The organism is Streptomyces sp. NPDC039430, assembly GCF_055639435.1.
Genome location: NZ_JBVKAK010000008.1, coordinates 384,218 through 407,086 on the forward strand (window position 1 = coordinate 384,218; position 22,869 = coordinate 407,086).

At 70.8% G+C, this 22,869-nt stretch carries 20 protein-coding genes and 1 pseudogene; 12 read left to right on the forward strand and 9 right to left on the reverse strand.

Translation table 11 applies throughout. The features are described 5' to 3' along the window. Window positions 1–66: 66 nt before the first annotated feature. The 3 genes from ACZ7LS_RS22085 to ACZ7LS_RS22095 form a co-directional block, all read right to left on the reverse strand. On the reverse strand, window positions 67–1,053 hold the full coding sequence (locus ACZ7LS_RS22085; RefSeq protein ID WP_385130532.1) for a 3-oxoacyl-ACP synthase III family protein: 987 nt from the start codon (window positions 1,051–1,053) through the stop codon (window positions 67–69). A 333-nt stretch (window positions 1,054–1,386) separates the two neighbouring features. Next, window positions 1,387–2,067 (reverse strand): NAD-dependent epimerase/dehydratase family protein, encoded by a 681-nt coding sequence (locus tag ACZ7LS_RS22090; protein WP_385130535.1) that lies wholly within the window; start codon window positions 2,065–2,067, stop codon window positions 1,387–1,389. Between the two features lie 106 nt (window positions 2,068–2,173). After that, the gene (locus ACZ7LS_RS22095; RefSeq protein ID WP_382669985.1) at window positions 2,174–2,512 is read right to left on the reverse strand and encodes a hypothetical protein; all 339 of its coding nucleotides are present in this window, start codon (window positions 2,510–2,512) and stop codon (window positions 2,174–2,176) included. Between the two features lie 179 nt (window positions 2,513–2,691). On the opposite strand from ACZ7LS_RS22095, the pseudogene ACZ7LS_RS22100 reads away from it, so the two are divergent. Beyond that, a pseudogene (locus ACZ7LS_RS22100) lies at window positions 2,692–3,041 on the forward strand (MmyB family transcriptional regulator); the annotation flags it as partial. Window positions 3,042–3,137: 96 nt separating this feature from the next. Here the strand turns inward: ACZ7LS_RS22100 and ACZ7LS_RS22105 are convergent. Then, a complete protein-coding gene (locus tag ACZ7LS_RS22105; RefSeq protein WP_385130538.1) occupies window positions 3,138–3,773 on the reverse strand; it encodes a TetR/AcrR family transcriptional regulator in 636 nt (211 codons plus the stop codon). A 253-nt stretch (window positions 3,774–4,026) separates the two neighbouring features. On the opposite strand from ACZ7LS_RS22105, the gene ACZ7LS_RS22110 reads away from it, so the two are divergent. From ACZ7LS_RS22110 to ACZ7LS_RS22125, 4 genes are read left to right on the forward strand one after another with little or no spacing between them, the layout of a single operon-like run. Further along, on the forward strand, window positions 4,027–4,656 hold the full coding sequence (locus ACZ7LS_RS22110) for a (2Fe-2S)-binding protein (protein WP_385130540.1): 630 nt from the start codon (window positions 4,027–4,029) through the stop codon (window positions 4,654–4,656). Beyond that, window positions 4,653–5,645 (forward strand): FAD binding domain-containing protein, encoded by a 993-nt coding sequence (locus ACZ7LS_RS22115; protein WP_385130542.1) that lies wholly within the window; start codon window positions 4,653–4,655, stop codon window positions 5,643–5,645. Before ACZ7LS_RS22110 ends, ACZ7LS_RS22115 begins: the two co-directional genes overlap by 4 nt. Beyond that, a complete protein-coding gene (locus ACZ7LS_RS22120; protein WP_382519758.1) occupies window positions 5,642–7,867 on the forward strand; it encodes a xanthine dehydrogenase family protein molybdopterin-binding subunit in 2,226 nt (741 codons plus the stop codon). Before ACZ7LS_RS22115 ends, ACZ7LS_RS22120 begins: the two co-directional genes overlap by 4 nt. After that, window positions 7,860–9,008, forward strand: a complete 1,149-nt coding sequence (locus ACZ7LS_RS22125) for an XdhC family protein (RefSeq protein ID WP_385130545.1) — start codon at window positions 7,860–7,862, stop codon at window positions 9,006–9,008. Before ACZ7LS_RS22120 ends, ACZ7LS_RS22125 begins: the two co-directional genes overlap by 8 nt. A gap of 84 nt (window positions 9,009–9,092) precedes the next feature. Here ACZ7LS_RS22125 and ACZ7LS_RS22130 read toward each other — a convergent pair whose 3' ends face one another. After that, window positions 9,093–9,548: a MarR family winged helix-turn-helix transcriptional regulator gene (locus ACZ7LS_RS22130; RefSeq protein WP_382519762.1), complete on the reverse strand. Its 456-nt coding sequence runs from the start codon at window positions 9,546–9,548 to the stop codon at window positions 9,093–9,095. Window positions 9,549–9,721: 173 nt separating this feature from the next. Here ACZ7LS_RS22130 and ACZ7LS_RS22135 point away from each other — a divergent pair, with 173 nt between their 5' ends. The 6 genes from ACZ7LS_RS22135 to ACZ7LS_RS22160 all read left to right on the forward strand — a co-directional run bounded on the left by ACZ7LS_RS22135 (window position 9,722) and on the right by ACZ7LS_RS22160 (window position 17,175). Next, window positions 9,722–11,179, forward strand: coding sequence for an MFS transporter (locus ACZ7LS_RS22135; RefSeq protein ID WP_382519763.1), 1,458 nt, complete (start codon window positions 9,722–9,724; stop codon window positions 11,177–11,179). A 539-nt stretch (window positions 11,180–11,718) separates the two neighbouring features. Next, window positions 11,719–12,678: a carbohydrate ABC transporter permease gene (locus tag ACZ7LS_RS22140; protein WP_382670008.1), complete on the forward strand. Its 960-nt coding sequence runs from the start codon at window positions 11,719–11,721 to the stop codon at window positions 12,676–12,678. Next, window positions 12,675–13,538, forward strand: coding sequence for a carbohydrate ABC transporter permease (locus ACZ7LS_RS22145; RefSeq protein ID WP_385135590.1), 864 nt, complete (start codon window positions 12,675–12,677; stop codon window positions 13,536–13,538). The genes ACZ7LS_RS22140 and ACZ7LS_RS22145 overlap by 4 nt, the downstream gene beginning before the upstream one ends. Beyond that, window positions 13,538–14,857: an ABC transporter substrate-binding protein gene (locus ACZ7LS_RS22150; protein ID WP_382519767.1), complete on the forward strand. Its 1,320-nt coding sequence runs from the start codon at window positions 13,538–13,540 to the stop codon at window positions 14,855–14,857. The genes ACZ7LS_RS22145 and ACZ7LS_RS22150 overlap by 1 nt, the downstream gene beginning before the upstream one ends. A gap of 261 nt (window positions 14,858–15,118) precedes the next feature. Continuing rightward, window positions 15,119–16,081: an amidohydrolase family protein gene (locus tag ACZ7LS_RS22155; RefSeq protein ID WP_385135593.1), complete on the forward strand. Its 963-nt coding sequence runs from the start codon at window positions 15,119–15,121 to the stop codon at window positions 16,079–16,081. Between the two features lie 182 nt (window positions 16,082–16,263). Continuing rightward, window positions 16,264–17,175 (forward strand): S1 family peptidase, encoded by a 912-nt coding sequence (locus ACZ7LS_RS22160; RefSeq protein WP_382670017.1) that lies wholly within the window; start codon window positions 16,264–16,266, stop codon window positions 17,173–17,175. A gap of 109 nt (window positions 17,176–17,284) precedes the next feature. On the opposite strand, the gene ACZ7LS_RS22165 is transcribed toward ACZ7LS_RS22160, so the two are convergent. The 3 genes from ACZ7LS_RS22165 to ACZ7LS_RS22175 all read right to left on the reverse strand — a co-directional run bounded on the left by ACZ7LS_RS22165 (window position 17,285) and on the right by ACZ7LS_RS22175 (window position 18,988). Further along, window positions 17,285–17,518, reverse strand: a complete 234-nt coding sequence (locus ACZ7LS_RS22165; protein WP_382519772.1) for a hypothetical protein — start codon at window positions 17,516–17,518, stop codon at window positions 17,285–17,287. A 197-nt stretch (window positions 17,519–17,715) separates the two neighbouring features. Further along, window positions 17,716–18,147, reverse strand: coding sequence for a TIGR03668 family PPOX class F420-dependent oxidoreductase (locus tag ACZ7LS_RS22170; RefSeq protein ID WP_382519773.1), 432 nt, complete (start codon window positions 18,145–18,147; stop codon window positions 17,716–17,718). A gap of 16 nt (window positions 18,148–18,163) precedes the next feature. Further along, on the reverse strand, window positions 18,164–18,988 hold the full coding sequence (locus ACZ7LS_RS22175; protein ID WP_382969663.1) for an LLM class F420-dependent oxidoreductase: 825 nt from the start codon (window positions 18,986–18,988) through the stop codon (window positions 18,164–18,166). A gap of 520 nt (window positions 18,989–19,508) precedes the next feature. Between ACZ7LS_RS22175 and ACZ7LS_RS22180 the strand changes: the two genes are divergently transcribed. Continuing rightward, complete coding sequence (locus tag ACZ7LS_RS22180) at window positions 19,509–21,170, forward strand: ABC-F family ATP-binding cassette domain-containing protein (RefSeq protein ID WP_382519776.1); 1,662 nt, start codon at window positions 19,509–19,511, stop codon at window positions 21,168–21,170. Between the two features lie 61 nt (window positions 21,171–21,231). On the opposite strand, the gene ACZ7LS_RS22185 is transcribed toward ACZ7LS_RS22180, so the two are convergent. Then, a complete protein-coding gene (locus ACZ7LS_RS22185) occupies window positions 21,232–22,713 on the reverse strand; it encodes an MFS transporter (RefSeq protein WP_382670028.1) in 1,482 nt (493 codons plus the stop codon). Window positions 22,714–22,869: the final 156 nt, after the last annotated feature.

A 22,869-nucleotide genomic window follows, 5' to 3' on the forward strand; every position in this document is an offset into this window, starting at 1 on the left:
CTGTCCGGAGGGATCCGGCGGAATCCGGGGATGAATCCGGTGGGGGGAATCCAGAGGAAGACAGAACTAGAACCAGGTCAGCACAGTGGCCGCCGCTGTCATTCCACCTCCCACCGCGGCCAGGAGAATTCGCTCACCGCGCCGGAACGGCTTGCGCGATTGCGCGTCCCGCATCGTGATGGGAATGGAAGCCGCTCCGGTGTTGCCGTACTGCGGGGCCGTCATCGGAACGCGGTCCGGGTCCAGTTTCAGTTCGGACGTGATGTTCTCCAGCAGTCGCACATTGGCCTGATGGAAAATGAACCGGTCGATGTCCTCGATCGACAGCCCGCAGTCCGCCAGAGTCGCGCCGACGACCTCGGGGAGCGCCCGCAGGGCGTACTCCGCGACGGGCCGTCCGTCCATTTTGAACAGATGCTCCCCCGCGGCACGCGCCTCGGGCGTCAGCGGTTTCCTGGTACCGCCGGCCGGCACCTCCACCAGTGAGCGCAGACTCCCGTGCGCCACCATCCGCGACGCGCTGATTCCGTAACCCTCCGGCACCGGTCCGAGCAGTGCGGCCCCGGCACCGTCGCCGAAGAGGCTGACCGTCCTGCGGTCGGTGCGGTCCATGACGGAGGAGAACATGTCGGCGCCCACGACGAGGGCGTACGTACCGAAGGCGGAGGACGAGGAGAGCAGCGCGTCGGCGATCGTCAGCCCGTAGACGAAGCCGGAGCACACGGCGTTGATGTCGAAGGACGCCGCCGCTTCCAGGCCCAGGCGGCCCTGCAGGGCCACGGCCGTCGCGGGCTGCGGCTGATCGGGAGTGGCGGTGGCGACGATCACGAGACCGATGTCCCGCTCGATCCCGGGGGTTCTGCCCAGCAGGTCGGTGACGGCCTCATAGGCGAGATCGGAAGTAGCCACCCCGCCGGGCGCGTAACGCCTCTCGTGAATTCCGGTGCGCCGGGCCACCCAGTCTTCCGGGGCGTCCGCCCATTCGCTGATACACGCGTTGTCGATGATTACGTCAGGAACATGAAATCCAACCCCTAAGACACCGACCGGCATACGAGACCTCCCTGGGCCCTCAGCGCTGGCAGAGATTCGCTCCTCGTGTCCCCTTCCAGGACAGTGCGAAGCCGAGAGCGGAACGCATGGCGGGCGGGCGAATTCGGAGAATCCGCCGCCCCCTGGTGGTTCGCGGCTTCCGGTGTGCCGCCTCACCGTGTTCCCTCGGGCAAAGCCATCCTACGAAGAGGGGAGGATGAACTTCATCCCCTACAACCCCTATGAGCCCCTACGCGGCTCGTGCGCCTCAGGAGTCCCGCCGGCCGGCGTCCGCCCAGGCCGAAGTGCCGGCCTTCGTGATGAAGGCCGGCACTCTGAACCGGTACTCCGCCGCTACGCGCCCAGGCGGTTGATTTCCCGGCTGTCCAGGACGCGGGGGTTCACCCCGCCGGGCCGGACCGCAGCGGGCCGGGCGACGGCGAGCATCGCGCGGCCGAGGTGCTCTGTGGTCGTGGTGTGCCCCGGCGCGATCCGGTGCAGGAGCGGGTAGAGCCAGGAGGTGAGGGTGTACATCACGCGGTAGGCGGGGGTCCTGGAGACGGCACCGTGGCGGGGCTGGATGTAGCCGGGCCGGAACATGTAGGCGTCCATCTCCATGGCCAGCAGCGCGTTTTCGGTTCGTCCCTTGACGCGGGCCCACATGGTGCGGCCGCGTTCGGTGCTGTCGGTGCCCTCGCCGGAGACGTAGGCGAACGTGATGCCCGGGTTGCGCCGGGAGACAGCGGCGGCCACGGCGAGGGTGAAGTCGTGGGTGACGCGGGTGTATTCGGCTTCGGTGCGCCCGGCGGCGGAGACGCCGACGCAGAAGAAACAGGCGTCGAGCCCGGCCAGTTGCCCGCTGAGGGCGGACAGGTCGGTGAGGTCCTGGTGGATGACCTCACGCAGCTTGGGGTGGGTCACACCGAGCGGGCCGCGGCCCACCACCAGGACGCTGGTGACCGCGGGGTCCAGCAGGCAGGCGCGCAGCACACCGTGTCCGACCATGCCGGACGCTCCGAAGACGACGACGTTCACATGGGGCTCCGGGGAGGGTGTCGAGGGCGGGCGCGCGGGATCGCGGTGGCGTCAATGGTGGCACGCCGGCGTTCGCGGTCGACGTCGGCGCCCACGACGCGGGGGGTCAGATCCCTGGGCCGTACCCGGGATCCGGCTGCCGGCGCGGGGTCCACCACTCGGTGAGCCCCCACACGCCGAGCGCGAGCGCGCCCACGGCCACGAGCGCGGCGGCCCACGGGCGGTGCACCCATTTCGTGGTCAGCCCCCAGGCGAGGAGCGGAACCAGAGCGCCGCCGAGCACGATGAGCGGCAGATCGACGAAGAGCACGCTCAGATCGCGGGCATGACCCTCGAATCCTCCGTCGATGCTGAAGGCGGCCCGCGGTGCCCATACGAGTGCCGCGGTCGTCGCGCCGAGGCCGGCGAGCAGGCATCCGGCGGCGCCCCGGGTCGTCGGGTTCATCCCCGCGGTCCCTCGTGTGGTTCTTTCGCTCATGCCCACGACGGACGCGACGGCACGCCGAGCGGTTCCGCCGGGGCGCTCCCGGGCTCAGGGGCCCGTGCGGGCGCCGTACTCCCCCGGCTCAGGTCCGAGCGGCGCCGCACTCCCCGGCTCAGGCCCGTGCGCCGCCGTCGACCCGCAGGACGTTCGCCCGTGCCTCGGCCCAGCAGTTGCGCGCCGTCGCCGCCCGCTACCCGCTACCCGCTACCCCGAGGATCCCGAGGTGGCCGAGCTGGTGACTGAACTCCTGGCCGGCAGTGAGGAGTTCACCCGGCTGTGGGGCTCCCACGACGTGAGCGCCGAGCCCACACTGCGCAAGACCTTCCAGCACCCGCTGGTCGGGCCGGTCACCGTCGACCGCGACGCCCTCGACATCACCGACCGGGACCAGCGGGTCGTGATCTACACCGCCGCCCCCGGTTCACCGTCCGAGGAGGCGCTGCGGCTGCTGTCGGTCGTCGGCACGCAGCGCGTGGACGTGGCCCGGTGAGACGTGGCCCGGTGAGACGTGACCCGGTGATCCGGGGCCACGCCGCATGTCCGTACGTCCCACAGACCCGTCCGCCTCAGGTCCGTCCGGCTCAGGTCACTCCGCGCCCCGGCCCGTCCGCTCCGGCCCGTCCGCCCCGGATCCGTCCGCCCCGGGCGCCCCCGCCCGTAGTCCGTCCATCACCAGGTCCAGCAGTCGCGTCGCGGGCGGCTGCCAGTCGCCGCGCGGGTCGAGATGCCAGAGCCCGGCGATGGCGAGCAGGAAGTCATCGGGGGTCAGCCCCGGGCGGATCGTGCCGGCCTCCTCGTTCGCGTGCAGCAGGAGCGTGACCGCACGGGTCACCGGGTCGTGACCCAGCTGCGCCAGGCTCCCGTACGTGCTGGTGGCATTGCGCAGCGCGTTGGCCAGGCCGGCCTTGGTCATGGCGTACTGGGCCAGCCGGTCCATCCACTCCCTCAGCGCCCGGTCGGGTGCGCGGGTCTGGAGCAGTTGGGCGGCGCTGTCGGCGACCTGCTGCATCTCGTAGCGGTAGACCTCCAGGACCAGGGCCTCGCGGTTGGGAAAGTTACGGTAGAACGTCCCCTGGCCGACGCCCGCCTTCTTCGCGATCGCGCTCAGCGGGGCGTCCGCGGCGCGCGTCAGCTCGGCCAGCGCCACCTCCAGAATGCGCTCGCGATTCCGCTGCGCGTCCGAGCGCAGAGCCGTCTCGTCCCGCACTCCTTCTTCCCGCACTCGTCCTCCTCCCGGCCGTGCTCGTCATCCTTCCGGAATCGGAGTCGGTCCTCGCCCCGGAATCACAATCAAGCCCCGCCTTGATAACCGGACAGCTGTCCGTTAGGTTCGATGGCGAGCGGACAATTGTCCGCTTAGGTTCACCATAGCGGCATATTCGGCCAGCGTGGCCGACCTGTGCCCTCTCCCGTCCGGACAGTCCCCCGGGATCGTCTCGTTCGACGCGTATCAGCGACGCGAAAGAAGGCTGATCATGGCCCCACCCCCCTCATCGGCAGCCGCCCCGTCGACGCACAGCTCCATCACCCTGAACATCAATGGCGAGAAGCACACACTCCCCGTCGACCATCGCACCACCCTGCTCGACGCCCTGCGCGAGCATCTCGATCTGACCGGCACCAAGAAGGGCTGTGACCAGGGCCAGTGCGGCGCTTGCACGGTACTGCTCGACGGTCGCAGGGCGGTGTCCTGCCTTCAGTTCGCGGTCGCGGCCGAGGGGCGCGCGATCACCACCATCGAAGGCGTCGCCGATGGTGAGCGGCTGCATCCGGTGCAGCAGGCCTTTCTCGACCTCGACGGCTACCAGTGCGGCTACTGCACCCCGGGGCAGATCTGTTCGGCCCTCGCGGTGATCGAGGAACACGCGGCGGGCTGGCCGAGCGCCGTGACCGACGATGTCCGGCCGGAAGCGGGGGTGCCCGCACTCACCGCCGAGGAGATACGCGAGCGCATGAGCGGCAACCTGTGCCGCTGTGGCGCCTACGTGTCGATCGTGCGGGCCGTCGAGCGGGCGGCGGAAGCGGCCCAGGCCCAGGCCCAGGCAGAGACCGGGACCGAGACCGGGACCGGGACGGGGACCGACGTCGAGGAGGCCGCCGCATGAGGGAGTTCGGCTACGAACGTGCCTTCGACGTCTCCGGGGCTGTCGCCCTGCTCGACGGCGCCCCCGAGGCCCGTTTCCTCGGCGGCGGCACCAACCTCATCGACCTGATGAAGGCAGGCGTGGAAAGGCCCGCGCTGCTCATCGACATACGCGAACTCCCCCTCGACGGAATCGAGTTCACGCACGACGGCGGGCTGCGCATCGGCGCGACCGTCACCAACAGCGATCTCGCGGCCCACCCCGAAGTACGGCGTCACTACCCGGCGTTGGCTCAGGCCGTACTGGCCGGCGCCTCGGGGCAACTGCGCAACATGGCCACGGTCGGCGGGAATCTCCTCCAGCGGACCCGCTGCGGCTACTTCACCGACCTCAGCAAACGGTGCAACAAGCGTGCACCGGGCAGCGGTTGCCCCGCGCTCACGGGTGAGCACCACAACCACGCGATCCTCGGCGCCTCCGAGCACTGCGTCGCCACCCATCCCTCGGACATGGCGGTCGCGCTCGCCGCTTTCGACGCCGTCATCTCGTACGAGACGGCGGACGGGCCCGGCGAGTCGCCGATCGCCGCGTTCTATCCGCCCGTGGGCGACACCCCGCATATCGAGACCGCCCTTCCGCCCGGCGCGCTGATCACCGGCGTCACACTGCCGCCGGCCCCGGTCGCCGCCCACTCGCGGTACCGGAAGGTGCGTGAGCGCGCCTCGTACGCGTTCGCGATCGGCTCGGTCGCCGCCGCGCTCGACGTCCGGGACGGTGCCGTACGGGACGTACGCCTCGCGTTCGGGGCGGTGGCGTCCCGGCCGTGGCGGGCCCGCGCGGCCGAGCGGGTGCTGATCGGCGGCCCGGCGAGCGCGGAGGCGTTCGCCGCCGCGGCCGACGCCGAACTGGAGGCGGCGGAGACGCTCCCCGAGAACGGATACAAGGTGACGTTGACGCGCAACCTCGTCGTGGCCGTGCTGACCGAACTCACCGAGGAGGCAACCCGATGACCACACCGGCAACGCCGACGACGACGGGCGCGACGACCGGCGCCTCCGCCGTGACAGGAGCCGTCGGCTCCGCCCGCACCCGCGTGGAGGGCCGCGACAAGGTCACCGGGGCGGCCCGTTACGCCGGAGAGATCCCCTTCGCCGAACTCGCCCACGGCTGGCTGGTGTTGTCGACCGTGGCCCGTGGCCGTATCCGCTCCGTGGAGGACTCCGCCGTCCTGGCCATGCCCGGCGTCCTCACGGTGCTGCACCATGGGAACGCGCCGCGTGTGGAGACCGACTACGTGGGCATGGTGGGGCGGCCGAACCCGGTCCTCGGGCTCTTCCAGCACGACCGTGTCCCCTTCGCGGGATGGCCGGTGGCGCTGGTCGTGGCCGAAACGTCCGAGCAGGCCAGGGAGGCCGCCGAGGCGCTGGTGGTGCGCTATGACGAGGAGCCGCACGACGTCGCGTTCTTCGCCGGACGTTCCGGTGCGTACACGCCGGAGAGCAACCCGATGGTCCGGGCGGAGACCGAGAAGGGGGACCTGGCGGCCCAGCTCGACGCGTCCGCCGTCGTCGTGGACGAGGAGTACACCACTCCCGAGGAGCACCACAACGCGATGGAGCCGCACGCGGCCACGGCTCGCTGGGACGGCGGGCGGCTCGACGTCGTCGACTCCAACCAGGGCAGCACGTGGGTGGCGACCGAACTCGCGAAGCTCTTCTCCCTCGATCCGGCCACGGTACGGGTACGGTCCGAACATGTCGGCGGCGGCTTCGGATCGAAGGGGCTCAGCCCGCACCAAGTGGCCGCGGTGATGGCCACGACCGTCCTCCACCGCCCGGTGCGTGTCGTGCTGACCCGCCGTCAGATGTTCTCCCTCGTCGGCTACCGCAGCCCCACGGCGCAGCGGATCAGGCTCGGCGCCGACGCCGACGGCCGGCTGCGCGCCTTCGACCACCAGGCACTGAGCCTTACGTCGACCGTGCACGAATTCGTCGAGTCCAGCGCCGTGCTGGGGCGTGTGCTGTACGACGCCGACGCGCATCACACCCTTCACCGGCTGGTACGGCTCGACGTGCCGACCCCGGCCTGGATGCGCGCGCCGGGCGAGGCACCGGGCTCCTTCGCCCTCGAATCCGCGCTGGACGAACTGGCCGAGAAGTGCGGCATCGACCCGATCGCGCTGCGCGCACGCAACGAACCCGGGACGGGACCCGTGTCCGGGCTGCCGTTCAGCAGCCGCAATGTACTCGCCTGCTTCGAGGAGGGCGCCCGCAGGTTCGGCTGGGCGGACCGTGACCCGCGTCCCGGTCTGCGCCGGGAGGGGCGCTGGCTGCTCGGCACCGGAACGGCGGCTGCCACCTACCCGTCGGGCACCGGCCCATCCACGGCGGCCGTGACCGCCGAGCCGGACGGGACCTTCACCGTGCGGATCAACGCGGCGGACATCGGGACCGGCGCGCGGACGGCGATGACCTCGGTCGCCGCGGACGCGCTGCGTGTGACGCCAGACCGCGTCCGGGTGCGCCTCGCGGACAGCGATCTCGGCCCGGCCATGTTCGCCGGCGGCTCGATGGGCACGCGCTCCTGGGCGTGGGCGGTGACGATCGCGGCGGACGAACTGCGGGAGCGGCTGGCCCTGGGAGGCAGCGTTCCGCCGGAGGGGATCACCGCCCGGTCGAACACCGCCGAGGCCATCGGCGCCCTCGCGAAGAAGGAACGGCACTCCTTCGGAGCGCAGTTCGCCGAGGTCGCGGTCGATGTCACCACCGGTGAGGTACGCGTACGACGGTTGCTCGGCATCTACGCCGCGGGCCGGATCGTCAACCCGCTCACCGCCCGCAGCCAGTTCATCGGCGGACTGACCTGGGGGCTGTCCATGGCCCTCCACGAAGAGGCGGTCAGGGACCTGGAATCGGGCGGCCATGTCGGCGCCGACCTGGCCGGCTATCACTTCGCCGCGCACGCCGACGTGCCGCTCATCGAGGCGGACTGGGTGGAGGACCCCGACCCGGACGACCCGGTCGGGATCAAGGGCATCGGCGAGATCGGGGTCGTGGGCGTCGCCGCCGCGATCGCCAACGCGGTGTGGCACGCGACCGGCGTACGCCACCGGGAGCTGCCGATCCGTCCGGACCGTGTTCTGCGGGCGGCGGACGCGGCACGACGGGCCGCGGACGAGACCCAGGACCGGGCGGCGCGGGGCGCGGCGGCTGGAGGAGCCCGGAGTGCTTGATGTCGCCGCGCAGTTGAACCGCTGGTTCGAGGAGGGCCGGGACTTCGCCGTCGCCACCGTGGTGGCCGTGGGCGGCAGCGCGCCGCGCGGTCCCGGCGCCGCCCTGGCCGTCGACCGTCAGGGCACCGCCATCGGTTCCGTCTCCGGCGGTTGCGTGGAGGGCGCGGTGTACGACCTGTGCGTCCAGGCGCTCCAGGACGGCAGGACGGTGCGTGAACAGTTCGGTTACAGCGACGACGACGCCTTCGCGGTGGGCCTCACCTGCGGCGGCGTCATCGACGTCCTCATCACGCCGGTTCGCGCGGACGCGCCGGTGTTCCGGGCGGCGGTGTCGGCCGCGGACCGGGGGGAGACGACGGCACTCGCCCGGGTGGCCCGGGGCCCGGACGGACTCCTCGGCGGGGCGCTGCTCGTCCGTCCCGACGGATCGTACGAGGGCGGCCTCGGCGGACCACCGGAACTGGACCGGACGGCGGTGGCGGAAGCCCGCGCGATGCTGGACACGGGCCGCACCGGCACCGTCGAGATCGCGGAGGACGGATCGCGCTGCCCCGGCGGCGTGACACTCATCGTGGAGTCGAAGGTGCCGCCGCCCCGGATGATCGTCTTCGGCGCCGTGGACTTCGCGACGGCGCTCGTACGGGCGGGCAGGTTCCTCGGGTACCACGTGACCGTGTGCGATGCCCGGCCGGTCTTCGCCACCCGCGTCCGCTTCCCCGACGCCGACGACCTCGTGGTCGACTGGCCGCACCGCTACCTCCGGCGCACCGCGACCGACGAACGGACCGTTCTGTGCGTGCTCACGCATGACGCCAAGTTCGACGTTCCGCTGCTGGAGACGGCGCTGCGGCTGCCGGTCGCGTTCGTCGGCGCGATGGGCTCGCGCCGCACGCACGAGGACCGCAACCGGCGTCTGCGCGATGTCGGCGTCACCGAGGGCGAGTTGGCCCGCCTGCGCTCTCCGATCGGTCTCGATCTCGGCGCCCGTACCCCCGAGGAGACCGCCCTGTCCATCGCGGCGGAGATCATCGCGGCGCGCCGGGGCGGGACAGGGGTTCCGCTCACCGGTTCGGATACGCCCATTCACCATGACGTGGACGGAAGGGACGAGGCCGAGGGACGCTCCCGAGCGGCGGCATGAGCCGGTGGTGACTCCGGGGGGTGGGCCCGTACGACGACCGTGCGGGCCCACCCCCCGCCTCGCGGACCCGTGGTCCGCGAGGCTTCACGCGCGGGGCCAGGGCCTGCCGCTGAGACGCTCGATGTCGGTGTTGAAGCGCTTCAGATACGCGGCGAAGGCGGCGATGTCCTCTTCGGGCCAGTCCGTCATGACCCGGTCCAGGGAACGGACGATGCCCTCCCGCTCCTCTTCGAGCGCGCGTGCGCCCTCCGGCGTGAGGCGGAACTTGCGGGCCATGCCGCCGTCGGGGTCCGGGATACGCTCCGCGAGTCCGGCGCGTACCGTCGCGGCCGTCTGCCGGTTCAGGGTGGAGGCGTCGAGTCCGAAGGCGTCGCTGAGTTCGCCGATCGACATCGGTCCCTGCATGTGGATGCGACTGAGCAGGATGTAGGCGCTGCGGTCCAGTACGGCGTCTTTGCGTCGGCCGCCTCTCTGGTTCAGGAACGTGTGACGGCTGAGCAGCATCTGCTCGTACTCGACCTCGTGGGTGGCGCCGGTCATGCGTGAGTCGCCTCCTGCCTCTCTCTCGGGCCATTCTCGCATCGCGTTCTCAGGGCCCTCACTTCGTCTCCGCCCACATGAATCATGCACGTAAAGTGGCCGTTGCACACAGTATGTATGATGCACAAGCTCATTTCCTCCTGCTCCCCGCTGCACAGTCATAGGAGTCCCTGATGGACGCCCCACAGCACGCATCCCGTTCGGGTGGCGTGGTCGCCACGCTGGCGCTCGCCGGCACGACGGCGGCGATCATGCAGACACTGGTCACGCCACTCATCGCGGAGCTGCCGCGGATCCTGCACACCACGCCCTCCAACGCCACCTGGGTGATCACCACCACCCTCCTCGTGGCGGCGGTCTGTGTTCCGGTCGTCGGCCGCCTGGGCGACCTGATCGGCAAGCGCCGCATGCTCCTCGCGTGCTCAGTGCCCCTCATCGCGGGCTCGGTGGTGTGCGCCCTCGCGTCCTCCGTCATCCCGATGATCATCGGGCGCGGCCTTCAGGGCATGGGGATGGGGATGGTGCCGCTGGGCATCGCCCTGCTGCGTGACGTCGTTCCCGAGCAGAAGCTCAGCTCGTCCATCGCGCTGGTGAGCGCCTCCATGGGGATCGGCGGTGGCCTCGGCCTGCCGATCGCCGCGGCGGTCGCCCAGTACGCGAACTGGCGGGTGCTCTTCTGGGGATCCGCCGTACTGGCCACGGCGATCGCGGTACTGATCTGGTTCCTGATCCCGAACGTGCCGGCCGCCGCCAAGGGGCAGCGTTTCGACGCGCCCGGCGCGCTCGGCCTCGGCGCCGGCCTGGTCTGCCTGCTGCTCGCGATCTCCAAGGGAGCCGACTGGGGCTGGGGTTCGGGAACCACGCTGGGCCTGTTCGCCGCCGCCGTCGTACTGCTGGCCGCCTGGGGAGCGTGGGAACTGCGTACGACCGATCCGCTGGTCGATCTGCGCACCACGGCCCGCCCCCGGGTGCTGCTCACCAACATCGCCTCGGTCTTCGTCGGTTTCGCGATGTACGCCAGCATGCTGGTGATGCCGCAGTTGCTGCAGTTCCCCGAAGCCACCGGTTACGGACTGGGGCAGTCGATACTCGCGTCCGGCCTGTGGATGGCGCCCGGCGGCGTGATGATGATGATCGTCTCCCCGCTCGGCGGCAAACTGACCAACGCCTGCGGCCCGAAGGTCACTCTGCTCAGCGGAGTCCTGGTCATCGCCGCGGGGTACGGACTCTCGCTCGCGCTGATGGGCTCCGCGTGGGGAATCATGCTGGCCATCATGGTGATCAACAGCGGTGTGGGACTCGCCTATGGCTCGATGCCGGCGCTCATCATGAGCTCCGTACCGCTCTCGGAGACCGCCGCCGCGAACAGTTTCAACACGCTCATGCGTTCCCTGGGCACCTCCGTCGGCGCCGCCGTGATCGGCCTGGTCCTCTCCCAGATGACGACCAGCATCGGCGGACAGAGCATCACGTCCGAGAGCGGCTTCCGTACGGGCCTGCTGATCGGCTGCGGCATCGCCGTGGTCTCCGCCGCGATCGCGGCCGTCATCCCGGCCGTGCGCCATATCGCCGCCGGCCCGGAGAAGACCCCCTCGGCCCCCGAGCCGGAGAAGTCCGCCGTCCAGGCGTGAATGACGCCCCGTCACCCGGTGACGGGGCGCTCCCCGGCAGCCGGCCCGACGGGGGCCGGCTGCCGGCCGGCCGTGCGGCGGCCGCAGTTCACCCGTACCGTCTCCTCATGAGATGCGTCATATTCACCTCCTCCTGACGGTCGGGAAACCCTGGCAGCGCCTCCTGCGAACGTGTACCGGGTCATCCGCACGCGACCGGCCGGCGCCGCGTCCGCCGCGTCGCCTTCGTCGGCGGCCCTCCCGGCGCGGTGCCAGGCCGCGACCGGGACGGGGGATTCCGCACAGGCGCCCGCGCTCACCCGAGAACGCCGCCGTCGCGGGGATGGACGACGGCCTCCTCGCGCGGGCAAGCTGGCCCCCGCTGACCAGCGTCGGCCTGGGCTCCACCGGGCGCGGCCGGCACGCGGCCGCACTCCATACCGGAGCGCCTTCGCGGACCGGACGACGCACCCCATGGCTCCGCGCACCGCCCCTCCCCGTCTCGCCGTCCGCGCCTCCACCACGCCGACGGCGGCCAACAGTGAGAGCATGAGGTCCCCATGAGTCTCACCACGTCCCGGGCCAAGGCCGCCCCGGGCAGCCGCGGCACCCCACCGCCTCGCTCCCCCGCCCGGCGCAGACAGGCACTCGGCCTGGACCGGGGCGCGTGGTTCCTGCTCCTCCCCGCGCTGATCCCGATCCTGATACTCAGCGTGGGCCCGCTCCTGTACGGCGTCTCGCTCGCGTTCACCGACGCGCAGGCGGGGCGCACGGCGGCCGACCGGTTCATCGGTCTCGACAACCTCCTCGACCTGCGTCACGACGCACTGTTCTGGGAGTCCTTCCGCATCGGCCTCATCTGGGCGGTGTGCGTGACGCTGCTGCAGTTCGTCCTGGCCCTGGGCCTCGCGCTGCTGCTCAACCAGAACCTGCGTTTCCGCTGGCTCGCCCGGACGCTGGCGCTCGTACCGTGGGCGATGCCCGAGGTCGTCGTCGGCATCATGTGGCGGCTCGTCTACCACTCCGACGCGGGTGTCCTGAACAAGGCGCTCACCCAGCTCGGTCTCCTTCACGAGAACGTCGACTGGCTCGCCGATCTCTCCTACGCGCTGCCCGCGGTCATCGCCGTCGGCGTGTGGGCTGGCATGCCGCAGACCACGGTCGTGCTCCTGGCCGGCCTGCAGAACGTTCCCCACGAGCTGCGCGAGGCGGCCCAGTTGGACGGCGCCGGCCTCTGGCGCCGCTTCACCACGGTCACCTGGCCCGCGCTCAGGCCGGTCGTCCTCGCGATCACGTCACTGAACTTCATCTGGAACTTCAACTCCTTCGGCCTGGTGTACGTCCTCACGCAGGGCGGTCCTGGCGGACAGACCCGTCTTCCGATGCTCTTCGCGTACGAAGAGGCCTTCAAATACGGGCAGTTCGGCTACGCGGCCGCGATGGGCCTGGTCATGGTCGCCGTGATCGCGGTCCTCCTCACCCTGTTCCTGCGCAAGAAGCTGACGGAGGACGCGGCATGAGCACGACGTCTGTCCCGCCCAAGGTCCGTGCCCTGCGCGCCGCGGGCCGCACCGGCCAGTACGCGGCGCTGCTGGGCTTCCTGGTCTTCCTGGCCTTCCCGCTCCTCTGGCTGGTGTCCACGTCCTTCAAGTCGCCCCAGGAGCTGGGCTCGATCAACCCGACGTGGCTGCCCACCGACCCCGGCCTCGACAACTACCGCGCGGCGTTCGACACACAGCCACTGCTCCACTCGGCGCTCAACAGCCTGATCGTGGCGGTCAGCGCCTCGGTGATCTCGGTGTCGATCGCCGTCCCGGCCGCGTATGTGATGGTCCGCCACAAGACGCGGGTCAGCCAGGCCGGCACCGTCTGGATCCTGGTGAGCCAGATGTTCCCGTTCGTACTGGTGATCATCCCGCTGTTCCTCGTCCTGAAGAACCTGCACCTGATCAACAGCCTGACCGGCCTGATCATCGTGTACGTCGTCTGGAACCTGCCCTTCTCGCTGTGGATGCTCCAGGGCTATGTCGCCTCGGTGCCGCGCTCGCTCGAAGAGGCGGCGGCGATGGACGGAGCGGGGAGGCTGCGCACGCTCGTCAGCGTGGTCCTGCCGCTGCTCACGCCGGGCCTGGTGGCGACGCTGATGTTCTCCTTCGTCACCGCCTGGAACGAGTTCTTCTTCGCCCTCGTGCTCCTCAAATCCCCGGAGAACCAGACGATGTCCGTGATCCTCACCCGTTTCCTCGGCACCGAGGGCGTCGTGGACCTGGGACCGCTCGCGGCGGCCTCGGTCCTCGCGACCATCCCCAGCCTCCTCTTCTTCGCGCTGCTCCAGCGCCGGCTCGTGAGCGGCATGCTCAGCGGGGCGGTGAAGGGCTGATGGGCGTCCGTACGAAAAGGCTGAGCGCCTGCGCGGCCACCGCCCTCTCGCTGGCCCTGGTCGCCGGCTGCACCGGCTCGGAGCCGGACTCCTCCGACGGCGTGATCACCCTCGAATTCCTCAGCCTGGCCTGGCAGAAGGAGTCCGTCGACGCCAACAAGGCGCTCGTGAGGCAGTGGAACGCGTCCCACCCCGCTGTCCAGGTCAGGTACGTACAGGGCGCCTGGGACACCATCCACGACCAGCTGCTCACCTCCTTCGAGGGCGGTGAGGCTCCCGACATCATCCACAACGACGCCTCCGATCTCACCGACTTCGCGAACGGCGGCTACCTCGCCGACCTCAGCGGCTATCTGCCGAGGACGCTGCGTGCGGACATCCCGCAGGCCTCGTGGGACACCACGGCCTACGGCAAGGGAACGTACGGCGTCCCGTTCCTCCAGGAGCCACGCGTCCTGATCGCCAATCCCCTACTTCTCGAACAGGCGAACGTCCGGCTCCCCACCCCCCAGCACCCCTGGAGCTGGGACGAGTTCGAGGACGTCAGCAAGAAGCTGACCCGCGACAAGAACAACGACGGCACGAACGACCAGTACGGTGTGGCCTGGTCCATGAAGGAGCCGGTCGCCCAGTCCGTCAATCTGTCGCTGTCCACCGGTGGCAAGATCTTCTACAAGGACGCGGACGGCAAGAACGAGATCCGCTACGACAGCGCCGACTCGGCCGTCGCACAACTGATCGACCGGCAGGTCAACGAAGACCGGACCGCGCCCAGAAACGGCCTCGGCATGGCGGGTTCCGACACCCTGCCCGGCTTCTTCGCGGGCCGCTACGCGATGCTTCCGCTCAACTTCTCCTTCCGCCAGCAGGTACGGCAGCAGGCCCCCGAGGGCTTCGACTGGACGGTCCTGCCGATGCCCAGCGGCGACGGGGAACCGACGCAGGGCACGATCCCGCAGACCCTCTCGGTCTCCCAGGACAGCGCACACAAACGGGCCGCCGTCGACTTCATCGCCTTCCTCACCCAGGCCGAACACCAGGTGCGACTGGCACGCGGCGACTGGCTCCTGCCCACCAGTGTCAAGGCCCTGAAGGACCCGTCCCTCAACACCGAGGCGTACGGATGGAAGACGGGCGCCGATCTCGCGGCCGGTCTGCGCCCGTCCCCGGTGCTCGGGGTGCGCGGCTACCCGGAGTGGAAGGACAAGATCGCCACCCCCGCCTACCAGGAGTACTACAACGGCGCGTTCGGCGTCGCGGAACTGCGCGAACGCCTGGCGGACGACGGCAACCGTATTCTCGACCGCTATCAGCGCTGACGCGCCGTGGCCTCGCCGCCCCCGGCCGGCCCGGCCCGCACGACGAGTGCTGACCCTGACGGAACGACGGAGCCGGAGCGAGTCCAGCCGGGTCGGCCCCGCTTTGCGGCCGGCACCGGCGTCCTCCATATTCGAGACAGCACCTCCGCACAGCACCTCCGCACGCACGGCCTCGCCTCTGACGGCCACGGCGTGAAGGAGCGGCGAAGGCTGCGTTCTCCTGCGGCGCGGGACGGCCACCTCAACGGTAAGGGAAGCACCATGAAGATCATCGCGCTTGAGGAAGCCTTCAGCGTGCCGGGCATGGCCACCGCCGGAGCGTCCCTCCATCAGCCGACGAAGTTCCGGCCGAGCGTGCTGGCCGAGTTCGAGCGACGGCTGCCCGACTTCAACGAACTGCGCCTCAAGGACATGGACGAGCACGGCGTCGACATGCAGGTGCTGTCCCTGACCAATCCCGGCGTACAGATGCAGCCCGACGCCGCCATCGCCGTCTCCGACGCACAGCTGGCCAATGACGTCCTCGCGGGCGTCGTGCACGACCACCCCACCCGGTTCGCGGGGCTCGCCGCGATGCCCCTGCAGGACCCCGCCGCCGCTGTACGGGAGCTGGACCGCGCCGTGAACAGCCTCGGCCTGTCCGGCGTTCTGGTCAACGGCCACACCCTGGGTCACTACCTCGACGAACACCAGTTCCATGTCTTCTGGGAAGCGCTCGCCGGACACGACGTACCGCTGTATCTGCACCCCAACAGCGCGCCCCTGGGCTGGTCGGTGTTCGAGGGCCGCCCCGAGCTGATCGGACCGACCTACGCGTGGACCATCGAAACCGGCGCCCACGCGCTGCGCCTGATCTGCGCGGGACTGTTCGACCGGTTCCCCACCGCCAAGGTCATCCTCGGCCATATGGGTGAGATGCTGCCCTTCCACCTGTCCCGGGTCGACACCCGGCTGTCGTATGTCGAATCCGATGTGAAGCTGGCCAAGAAGCCCTCCGAGTATTTCATCGACAACTTCCACATCACCACCAGCGGCGTCATGGCCACCAGCGCCCTGTTGGGGGCCGTCCTCGCGATCGGTATCGACAACATCTGTTTCGCCATCGACTACCCGTACGAGTCGAGCACCCAGGCCACCGATTTCCTCCGCGGCCTCCCCCTCAGCGACGCCGACCTCAACAAAATCGCCCACGGCAACGCCGAGCGCCTCCTGCACCTCGGCTGACAGTCCGGCAGGCGCCCGGATCACGGCCAAAAGGCGCCCTTGCGCGGTGAGTTGAGGCCCCCGATACTCCCGAGCAACGCCGGCCGGGGGCGCGCGGTCCGGCCGGAGTGCACGGCCACCCACGCCGCGCCTCACGGGCCCGTACTCCTCGGAGGGCCCCCGATTCCCGGGAGAAACGCCAAGTGAGGATCAAGCGCACCGCTCACCGTGCCCGCACCCCCGGACGCCCCCGTCTGCTCGCCGTCGCCACGGGCCTCGCCGCCGCCGTGGCGCTGGCGGTCCCCGCCGCGAGCGCGGCGAACGCCGGGACCGTCACCGACACGTCCGGCGCGCGTGTGCCGGCCGCCGCCGGTGACGCGGTCCTGAACGCCGGTGTGGCGGGTACCGCCTGGTACGCCGACCCCGCGGCGGGCACCGTGGTCGTCACCGCGGACAGCACGGTAACCGCCGCGCAGACCGCCGCGATCGAACGGGCCGCGGGGCCGCACGCGGGTGCGCTGCGCTTCGAGCGCACAGCCGGCCGGCTCTCCACCCAGCTCGCCGGCGGCGACGCCATCTACTCCGCGGGCGCGCGCTGCTCGGCCGGTTTCAATGTCGTCAGCGGCAGTACGTACTACTTCGTGACCGCGGGGCACTGCGCCCGCGCCGGCTCGACCTGGTACGCCAACTCCTCGCTGACCACGCTCATCGGCCCCACCGTGGGGTCCAGCTTCCCCAACCACGACTACGGGCTCGTGCGCTACACCAACTCCGCGGTGCCCGCGCCCGGCACCGTCGGAAGCGTCGACATCACCGGCGCGGCCAATGCCACCATCGGCATGGCCGTCACCTTCCGCGGCGCGGTCTCCGGCGTCGTCAGCGGTGTGGTCACCGGCCTCAACGCCACGGTGAACTACGGCAACGGCAACATCGTCAACGGCCTGATCGCCACCAACATCTGCACACAACCGGGCGACAGCGGCGGCGCGCTCTACGCGGGCAACCGCGCCATCGGTGTGCTCTCGGGCGGCAGCGGAAGCTGCGCGAGTGGCGGAACGTCGTTCTTCCAGCCGGTCATTCCGGTGCTGAACGCGTACGGCGTCAGCATCTACTGACCGGTCCCGGCCTCCCGCCGCGGCTGGATCCGAACCGGCCCGCGTCGCGTGAAACGCCGCACCGCCCCCTGTGCTCGGCACAGGGGGCGGTGCGGCAACGACAGCGCGGTTATCGCAGGTCGAGGAAGCCGAACCAGCCCGCGAGCTCGAACGCCGAGTGGTCGGCGTCGGTGATTCCCGCGTCGCCGCCCAGGTTGTGGTAGTGACCCGTGCCGCCCGCCGCCTCAAGGCCGCCCGCCGCGGCGGTCACTTCGTGACCTTCCCAGGCGAACGCCGAACTGGCGCCGCCCAGCAGAGCGGTGGCGGCGAGGGCGGTGGCGGCGAGCGCCGTACGGATACGCATGTGAGCTCCCTACGTCGGGTGAAGCGAACATCGGATGCATGCCCTGGTATACAGCCTTTTCCGCGAAATCTCGGACTATGTCACCCGCTCGGCCCATCAGAACAGGACAAACGGCGTGCGGTGTGATTGCGGGACTCCGGCGTCTGGAACTCCAGGCTTCGGAACTCCGAGGTCCGGCCTGCGGCCACGGCAGCCGGTCAGCTGGCGTGCCAGCCGGACCAGTGCGTCACCGCGATTTCCACCACGGGCCCTTCCGGCGGGCGGTCGGCGTACTGCCGCCGGTACTTCCGCGACAGCAGGCTCACGTATCGCGCCGAGACCTCCGATTCCCCGGCCGGTGGCAGCACGGTGGCCGTTCCGTCCGCGCGCGCCCACCACAGGCGGTCCCAGTCCTCGTCGTAGCCGTCGACGAGAAGACAGACCCCGGGGTGGGCCCGGATGTTGGCCAGCCGCTTCAGCCGGGGCGACCGCTTCGGCTTGTGGTCCACGGCGAAGGCCAGGGTGTCACCCGTGAGGGCGAAGACGGCGGGGACCAGATGCGGGCGGCCGGCGGCGTCGACGGTCGCGAGACGGGCGATCCGGGCCCGGTCGAAGTGCTCCCGGGCCCGGCCGCTCGTCATCCTCGGCACGGCGGGATCCGGCGGCTCACCGGAAGCGGTCCGCTACGGCGGCGAGCTCGTCCAGGTACGGCAGCGTCTCGGCCTCGGGCAGCGTCGGCAGATACAACAGCAGTCGCTCCACATCGAGCCGCGCGTACTGCTCCACGAGCTCGGGCTCCTTCCCCACCGCGTAGACGGTCACCGGCACCTCCCGGCCCGCGACGCTTCGCATCCGCTCGATCCGGGACGCCAGATCCTCGGGCGGCATGCTGTTGGCCAGCCAGGCGTCACCGATGGCGGCCACCCGGTGGAAGGACCCCTCGCCGCCGCCCACATAGATGGGCGGGTGGGGACGCCGGACCGGTTTCGGCCAGGAGTAGACGGGATCGAAGTCGACGAACTCCCCGTGGAACTCCGCCTTGTCCTTCGTCCACAGCTCGCGGATGGCCCGCAGCCGCTCGTCCACGAGACGGCCCCGGGTGCGCGGGTCCGTGCCGTGGTTCTCCATCTCCTCCTCGTTCCAGCCGACACCGACCCCGAAGACCGCCCTCCCGCCGGAGACGAGGTCCAGGGACGCCACCTCCTTCGCCGTGATGATCGGGTCCCGCTGGACCACCAGCGCGATGCCGGTGCCCAGCAGGATCCGTTCGGTCACCGCGGCGGCGGCGGCGAGCGCGACGAACGGATCGAGGGTGCGGTAGTACATCTCCGGCAGTTCGCCGCCGCCGGGGTACGGCGAGCGGCGGTCCGCCGGGATATGGGTGTGTTCGGCGATGAACAAGGAGTCGAGTCCTCGCTCCTCGATGGCGCGCCCCAGCGGGGTGGGCGCGATGCCCTGGTCGGTGATGAAGGTCGATACACCGAACTTCACAGCGGCTCCCTCGGTTTCCGGGTTCTCGGGGTCAGCGGAACGGTCGCGGGTGCGCGGGACCCGCGAACCCGTGGTCCATGGCCACGTACCCCCGACGGCTCCGGCACAACAATCCGTACGGCCGACCGGGCGATCCGCGAGTGCGCGGCAGGCCCGCGCCGCCCGCGGACGGGTCGGGCCCCGGGGAGGAGGGACTTGGGCGGGGGCTTTGCCTTTCGCCGGACGGGTCGTTATGGTTTCACACGGCTCTGTTGTCTCCGATTGAGGTGGACGTTGCGCATCTGAGGTTCGCGATCACCGCGCCGTACGGCCCTCGCCGTACGCCTGTCACGTCGCAGCGGCTTTCCGTGCCGCCCGTGACCCACGCGTGGATGCGACCTCGGTGCATGGGCTGTCCGCCCAGTCCCTCGGACCGCCGCACCCTCCTTGTTTCCGGGTCTGGTCTTTCCCGGTTCGGTCGCCGCGTGGTGCTCGCATACGAAGCCCCCCGTCCACCACGCCTTCGACTGCGAGAATCCCCATGGCGACACCCACCACTCCCACGGCCTCCCTGACCTGCTCCGCCCTGTCCTTCCAGTGGCCCGACGGCACCACCCTCTTCGACGGGCTGTCCCTCACCATCGGCCGGGGCCGCACCGGTCTCGTCGGTGCCAATGGCGCGGGCAAGTCCACACTGCTGCGCCTGCTGGCCGGCCGGCTGCGCCCCGCCCAGGGGTCGGTCAGCACGAGCGGCAGCCTCGCCTACCTTCCTCAGAACGTCACCCTCGACACCGCGCTGCGCGTCGACGAGGCCCTGGGCATCGCCGAGCGGCGCGGCGCGCTGCGCGCCATCGAGGCCGGTGACGTCCGGGAAACACACTTCGAGACGATCGGCGACGACTGGGACGTCGAGGAACGGGCCCTGGCGACACTGGGCTCGCTCGGCCTCGGCGACGTCGAACTGGACCGCACCGTGGGCCAGATGTCCGGCGGGGAGACCGTCCTGCTGCGGCTGGCCGCCTCGCTGCTGGAGCGTCCCGACATCCTCCTGCTGGACGAGCCGACCAACAACCTCGACCTGTCCGCGCGCCGCAGACTCCACGAGGCCGTCGACTCCTGGCGCTCCGGTGTGCTCGTCGTCGTCAGCCACGACCTCGAACTGCTCGAACGCGTGGACCGTATCGCCGAGCTGCGCGCCGGGTCGGTGAGCTGGTACGGAGGCGGCTGGTCCGCGTACCGGGAAGCCCTGGACACCGAGCAGGAAGCGGCCGGGCGGATGCTGCGGGCCGCCGAGGCGGACGTACGCCGGCAGAAACGCGAGCTGGAGGAGACGCACGTGAAGCTGGCCCGGCGGCAGCGGCACAGCAAGAAAATGGACGCCCAGCGGCGGGCACCGAGGATCGTGGCGGGCGAACGGAAGCGTTCCGCGCAGGAGTCCGGGGACAAGCTGCGCGGCCTTCAGGAGGACAGGCTCCATGAGGCGCGCGAGCGCCGGGAGGAGGCCGCGGACGCGATCCGTCAGGACGCGGAGATCCGTGTGAGCCTTCCGCATACGGCCGTGCCCGCGGGCCGCACCGTACTGAGCCTGCGCGGGCTGCGCCCCCGGTTCGGGGGGCTGCGCGAGGGGAACCTCCACGTGCACGGGCCCGAGCGGATCGCGCTGGTCGGGCGCAACGGCGCGGGCAAGACCACCGTACTGCGCACCCTCACCGGGGAATCGGCCCCACTGGCGGGCGAGGCCAGGACGTTCGTACCACTGCGCTTTCTGCCACAGCGCCTGGATGTGCTGGACGACGAGCTGAGCGTCGTGGCGAACGTGGCCCGGATGGCCCCCGGGGTGACCGACAACCACATTCGCTCCCAGCTCGCGCGCTTCCTGTTCAAGGGTGCGCGCGCCGAGCAGCCCGTGGGCACCCTCTCGGGCGGAGAACGCTTCCGCGCCACGCTCGCGGCGATGATGCTCGCCGCGCCGGCCCCGCAACTGCTGATGCTGGACGAGCCGACCAACAACCTCGATACGGCCAGTGTGCGGCAGCTGACGAGCGCCCTCGCGTCGTACGAGGGCGCGCTCCTGATCGCCAGCCACGATCTGCCGTTCCTCGAAGCGGCCGGCATCACCCGCTGGCTGCTCCTCGGGGAGGAGCTTCAGGAAACCACCGCGGAAGAGGTCCGCGGCCTGCTGGAGGCGCCGGAGCCGGGCTGACGCGGTCGCCGGGGCGCATCACCGGTGTGTGCGCCCCGGGGGGGGCCGTCCGCTCAGCCGCTCAGGTCTTGCGGATCGCGGCGAGCAGAGCCGGTGAGTGGTACGCCGTCGAGGGGCCGGTCAGCCAGGATTCGAGGTCCGGCGGCTCGGGACGCGCGCCGCCCAGGGCGTAGAGGCCCACCAGGAGCAGCGCGCCGATCACGATGAGCACGAGTGTGATCGTCACGGCGAGGTGGAAGCCGTGCGCCAGGCCCGTGGTCAGGGCGAGGTGCAGCAGCACGGGTCCGACCAGGAACGCCGCTTCCGACCGCAGCAGTTCGACCAGGGCGAAGGTCGGGCCGATCTGTGCCGACGGTACGGAGAACCCGGCCAGGAAGAGTCCCGGTGTCACGCCCGCGCCCGCGCCGAAGCCCAGGAAGAGCGCGGCGACGGGGACGAACACGGAGGCGTTCGCCGTGGACACGGCCAGCAGGACGGCGGCGCCGATGGCCACGCTGACCGTTCCTGACAGGGCCAGATACGGGGTCCAGCGGGTCGACACCAGCCGCCGGAACAGGACGGCGGCCACGAACACGCCGAGGATCTGGGGCGTGACGAGCGCCCCGACGCGCAGCGGTGCGTAGTGCGCCTCCCGTGTCAGATAGGCCTCGGTCAGTTCCAGGAGCGAGGTGAAGCACGCGCCGACGAGCATCGCGTTGAGTGTCCCGACGACCGGCAGTGTGTTGCTGATGGGCCGTACGGGCATCAGCGGTTTGGCCTTGCGGTACTGACCGCCCACCAGAAGCACCCCGCAGATCAGCCCGCAGACGACCGGCACGAAGAACTCGGGGTCGCTGAACGAGCCGCGGGTCAGCCAGGAGACGCCGAAGAACGGCAGTGTGGTGGTGCCGAACGCGAGGGGGATCGCGGACCAGTCGAACCTCGCCCGGCGGGCCGGTGGTTCATTGCTCTCGAACGTCAGGGAGCCGACGGTCAGGCCGATCGCCGCCAGCGCGGCGAGGCCCGCGAACAGCGCCCGCCAGCCGCCCAGAGTGCCGACGAGCCCGCCCACCAGCGGCCCGAAGGCCACCATGCCGAACAGCCCGAGACTGACGACGGCCGCGGTCGTCCGAAGCCGCCCGATGGGGTGCCCGGTGACCAGCGGTGGCAGCGCCGCGACCAGCAGCATCCCGGTGCACAGGCCCTGGAGCACCACACCGGCCGTGAAGAGACCGACGCCCGGTGCGCTGAGCGCAAGCACCGAACTCAGCACGAACGCCGTCTCGGCGATGAGGTAGATCCTGCGCCGTGCGACGCGCTGGACGAGGTCCGCGGCGAGCACCGCGCCGAACGCGTACGCCGCGTTCGACATGCCACTGGCGAGCTGGAGCTCGAACGCGGTGGCGCCGACGTCCCCCATGATCCGTGGTTCCGCGAGGGCTGTGGCGGTGGTGAGGATCAGATACGGGCTCAGCGCGAGCAGGGAGAGCGCCACCGCCGCGGGATAGCGTCCGGCCAGCGGAATACGGCTGAACGGACGCGGCGAGGGTGGGCTGAACCGCAAGGACGCCTCCGGGGCGAGAGGGAAGGGCCGCGGACCGTCGCGCGCGCCGGCCGCCGGCCTCTGTGCCGTCCTCGTGATGCGACGCCCGAGGTCCGGCCGGGCCGCCGGCTCAGCGTACGTCCGTACGCCGCGCGGCCGGGCCTGACACGCCCGCGC

Coding starts and splice junctions, on each gene's coding strand:
- ACZ7LS_RS22085 (WP_385130532.1), bottom strand. CDS start 1,053: ATGCCGGTCGGTGTCTTAGGGGTTGGATTTCATGTTCCTGACGTAATC.
- ACZ7LS_RS22095 (WP_382669985.1), bottom strand. CDS start 2,512: ATGAACCCGACGACCCGGGGCGCCGCCGGATGCCTGCTCGCCGGCCTC.
- ACZ7LS_RS22110 (WP_385130540.1), top strand. CDS start 4,027: ATGGCCCCACCCCCCTCATCGGCAGCCGCCCCGTCGACGCACAGCTCC.
- ACZ7LS_RS22115 (WP_385130542.1), top strand. CDS start 4,653: ATGAGGGAGTTCGGCTACGAACGTGCCTTCGACGTCTCCGGGGCTGTC.
- ACZ7LS_RS22120 (WP_382519758.1), top strand. CDS start 5,642: ATGACCACACCGGCAACGCCGACGACGACGGGCGCGACGACCGGCGCC.
- ACZ7LS_RS22130 (WP_382519762.1), bottom strand. CDS start 9,548: ATGACCGGCGCCACCCACGAGGTCGAGTACGAGCAGATGCTGCTCAGC.
- ACZ7LS_RS22135 (WP_382519763.1), top strand. CDS start 9,722: ATGGACGCCCCACAGCACGCATCCCGTTCGGGTGGCGTGGTCGCCACG.
- ACZ7LS_RS22140 (WP_382670008.1), top strand. CDS start 11,719: ATGAGTCTCACCACGTCCCGGGCCAAGGCCGCCCCGGGCAGCCGCGGC.
- ACZ7LS_RS22145 (WP_385135590.1), top strand. CDS start 12,675: ATGAGCACGACGTCTGTCCCGCCCAAGGTCCGTGCCCTGCGCGCCGCG.
- ACZ7LS_RS22150 (WP_382519767.1), top strand. CDS start 13,538: ATGGGCGTCCGTACGAAAAGGCTGAGCGCCTGCGCGGCCACCGCCCTC.
- ACZ7LS_RS22155 (WP_385135593.1), top strand. CDS start 15,119: ATGAAGATCATCGCGCTTGAGGAAGCCTTCAGCGTGCCGGGCATGGCC.
- ACZ7LS_RS22165 (WP_382519772.1), bottom strand. CDS start 17,518: ATGCGTATCCGTACGGCGCTCGCCGCCACCGCCCTCGCCGCCACCGCT.
- ACZ7LS_RS22180 (WP_382519776.1), top strand. CDS start 19,509: ATGGCGACACCCACCACTCCCACGGCCTCCCTGACCTGCTCCGCCCTG.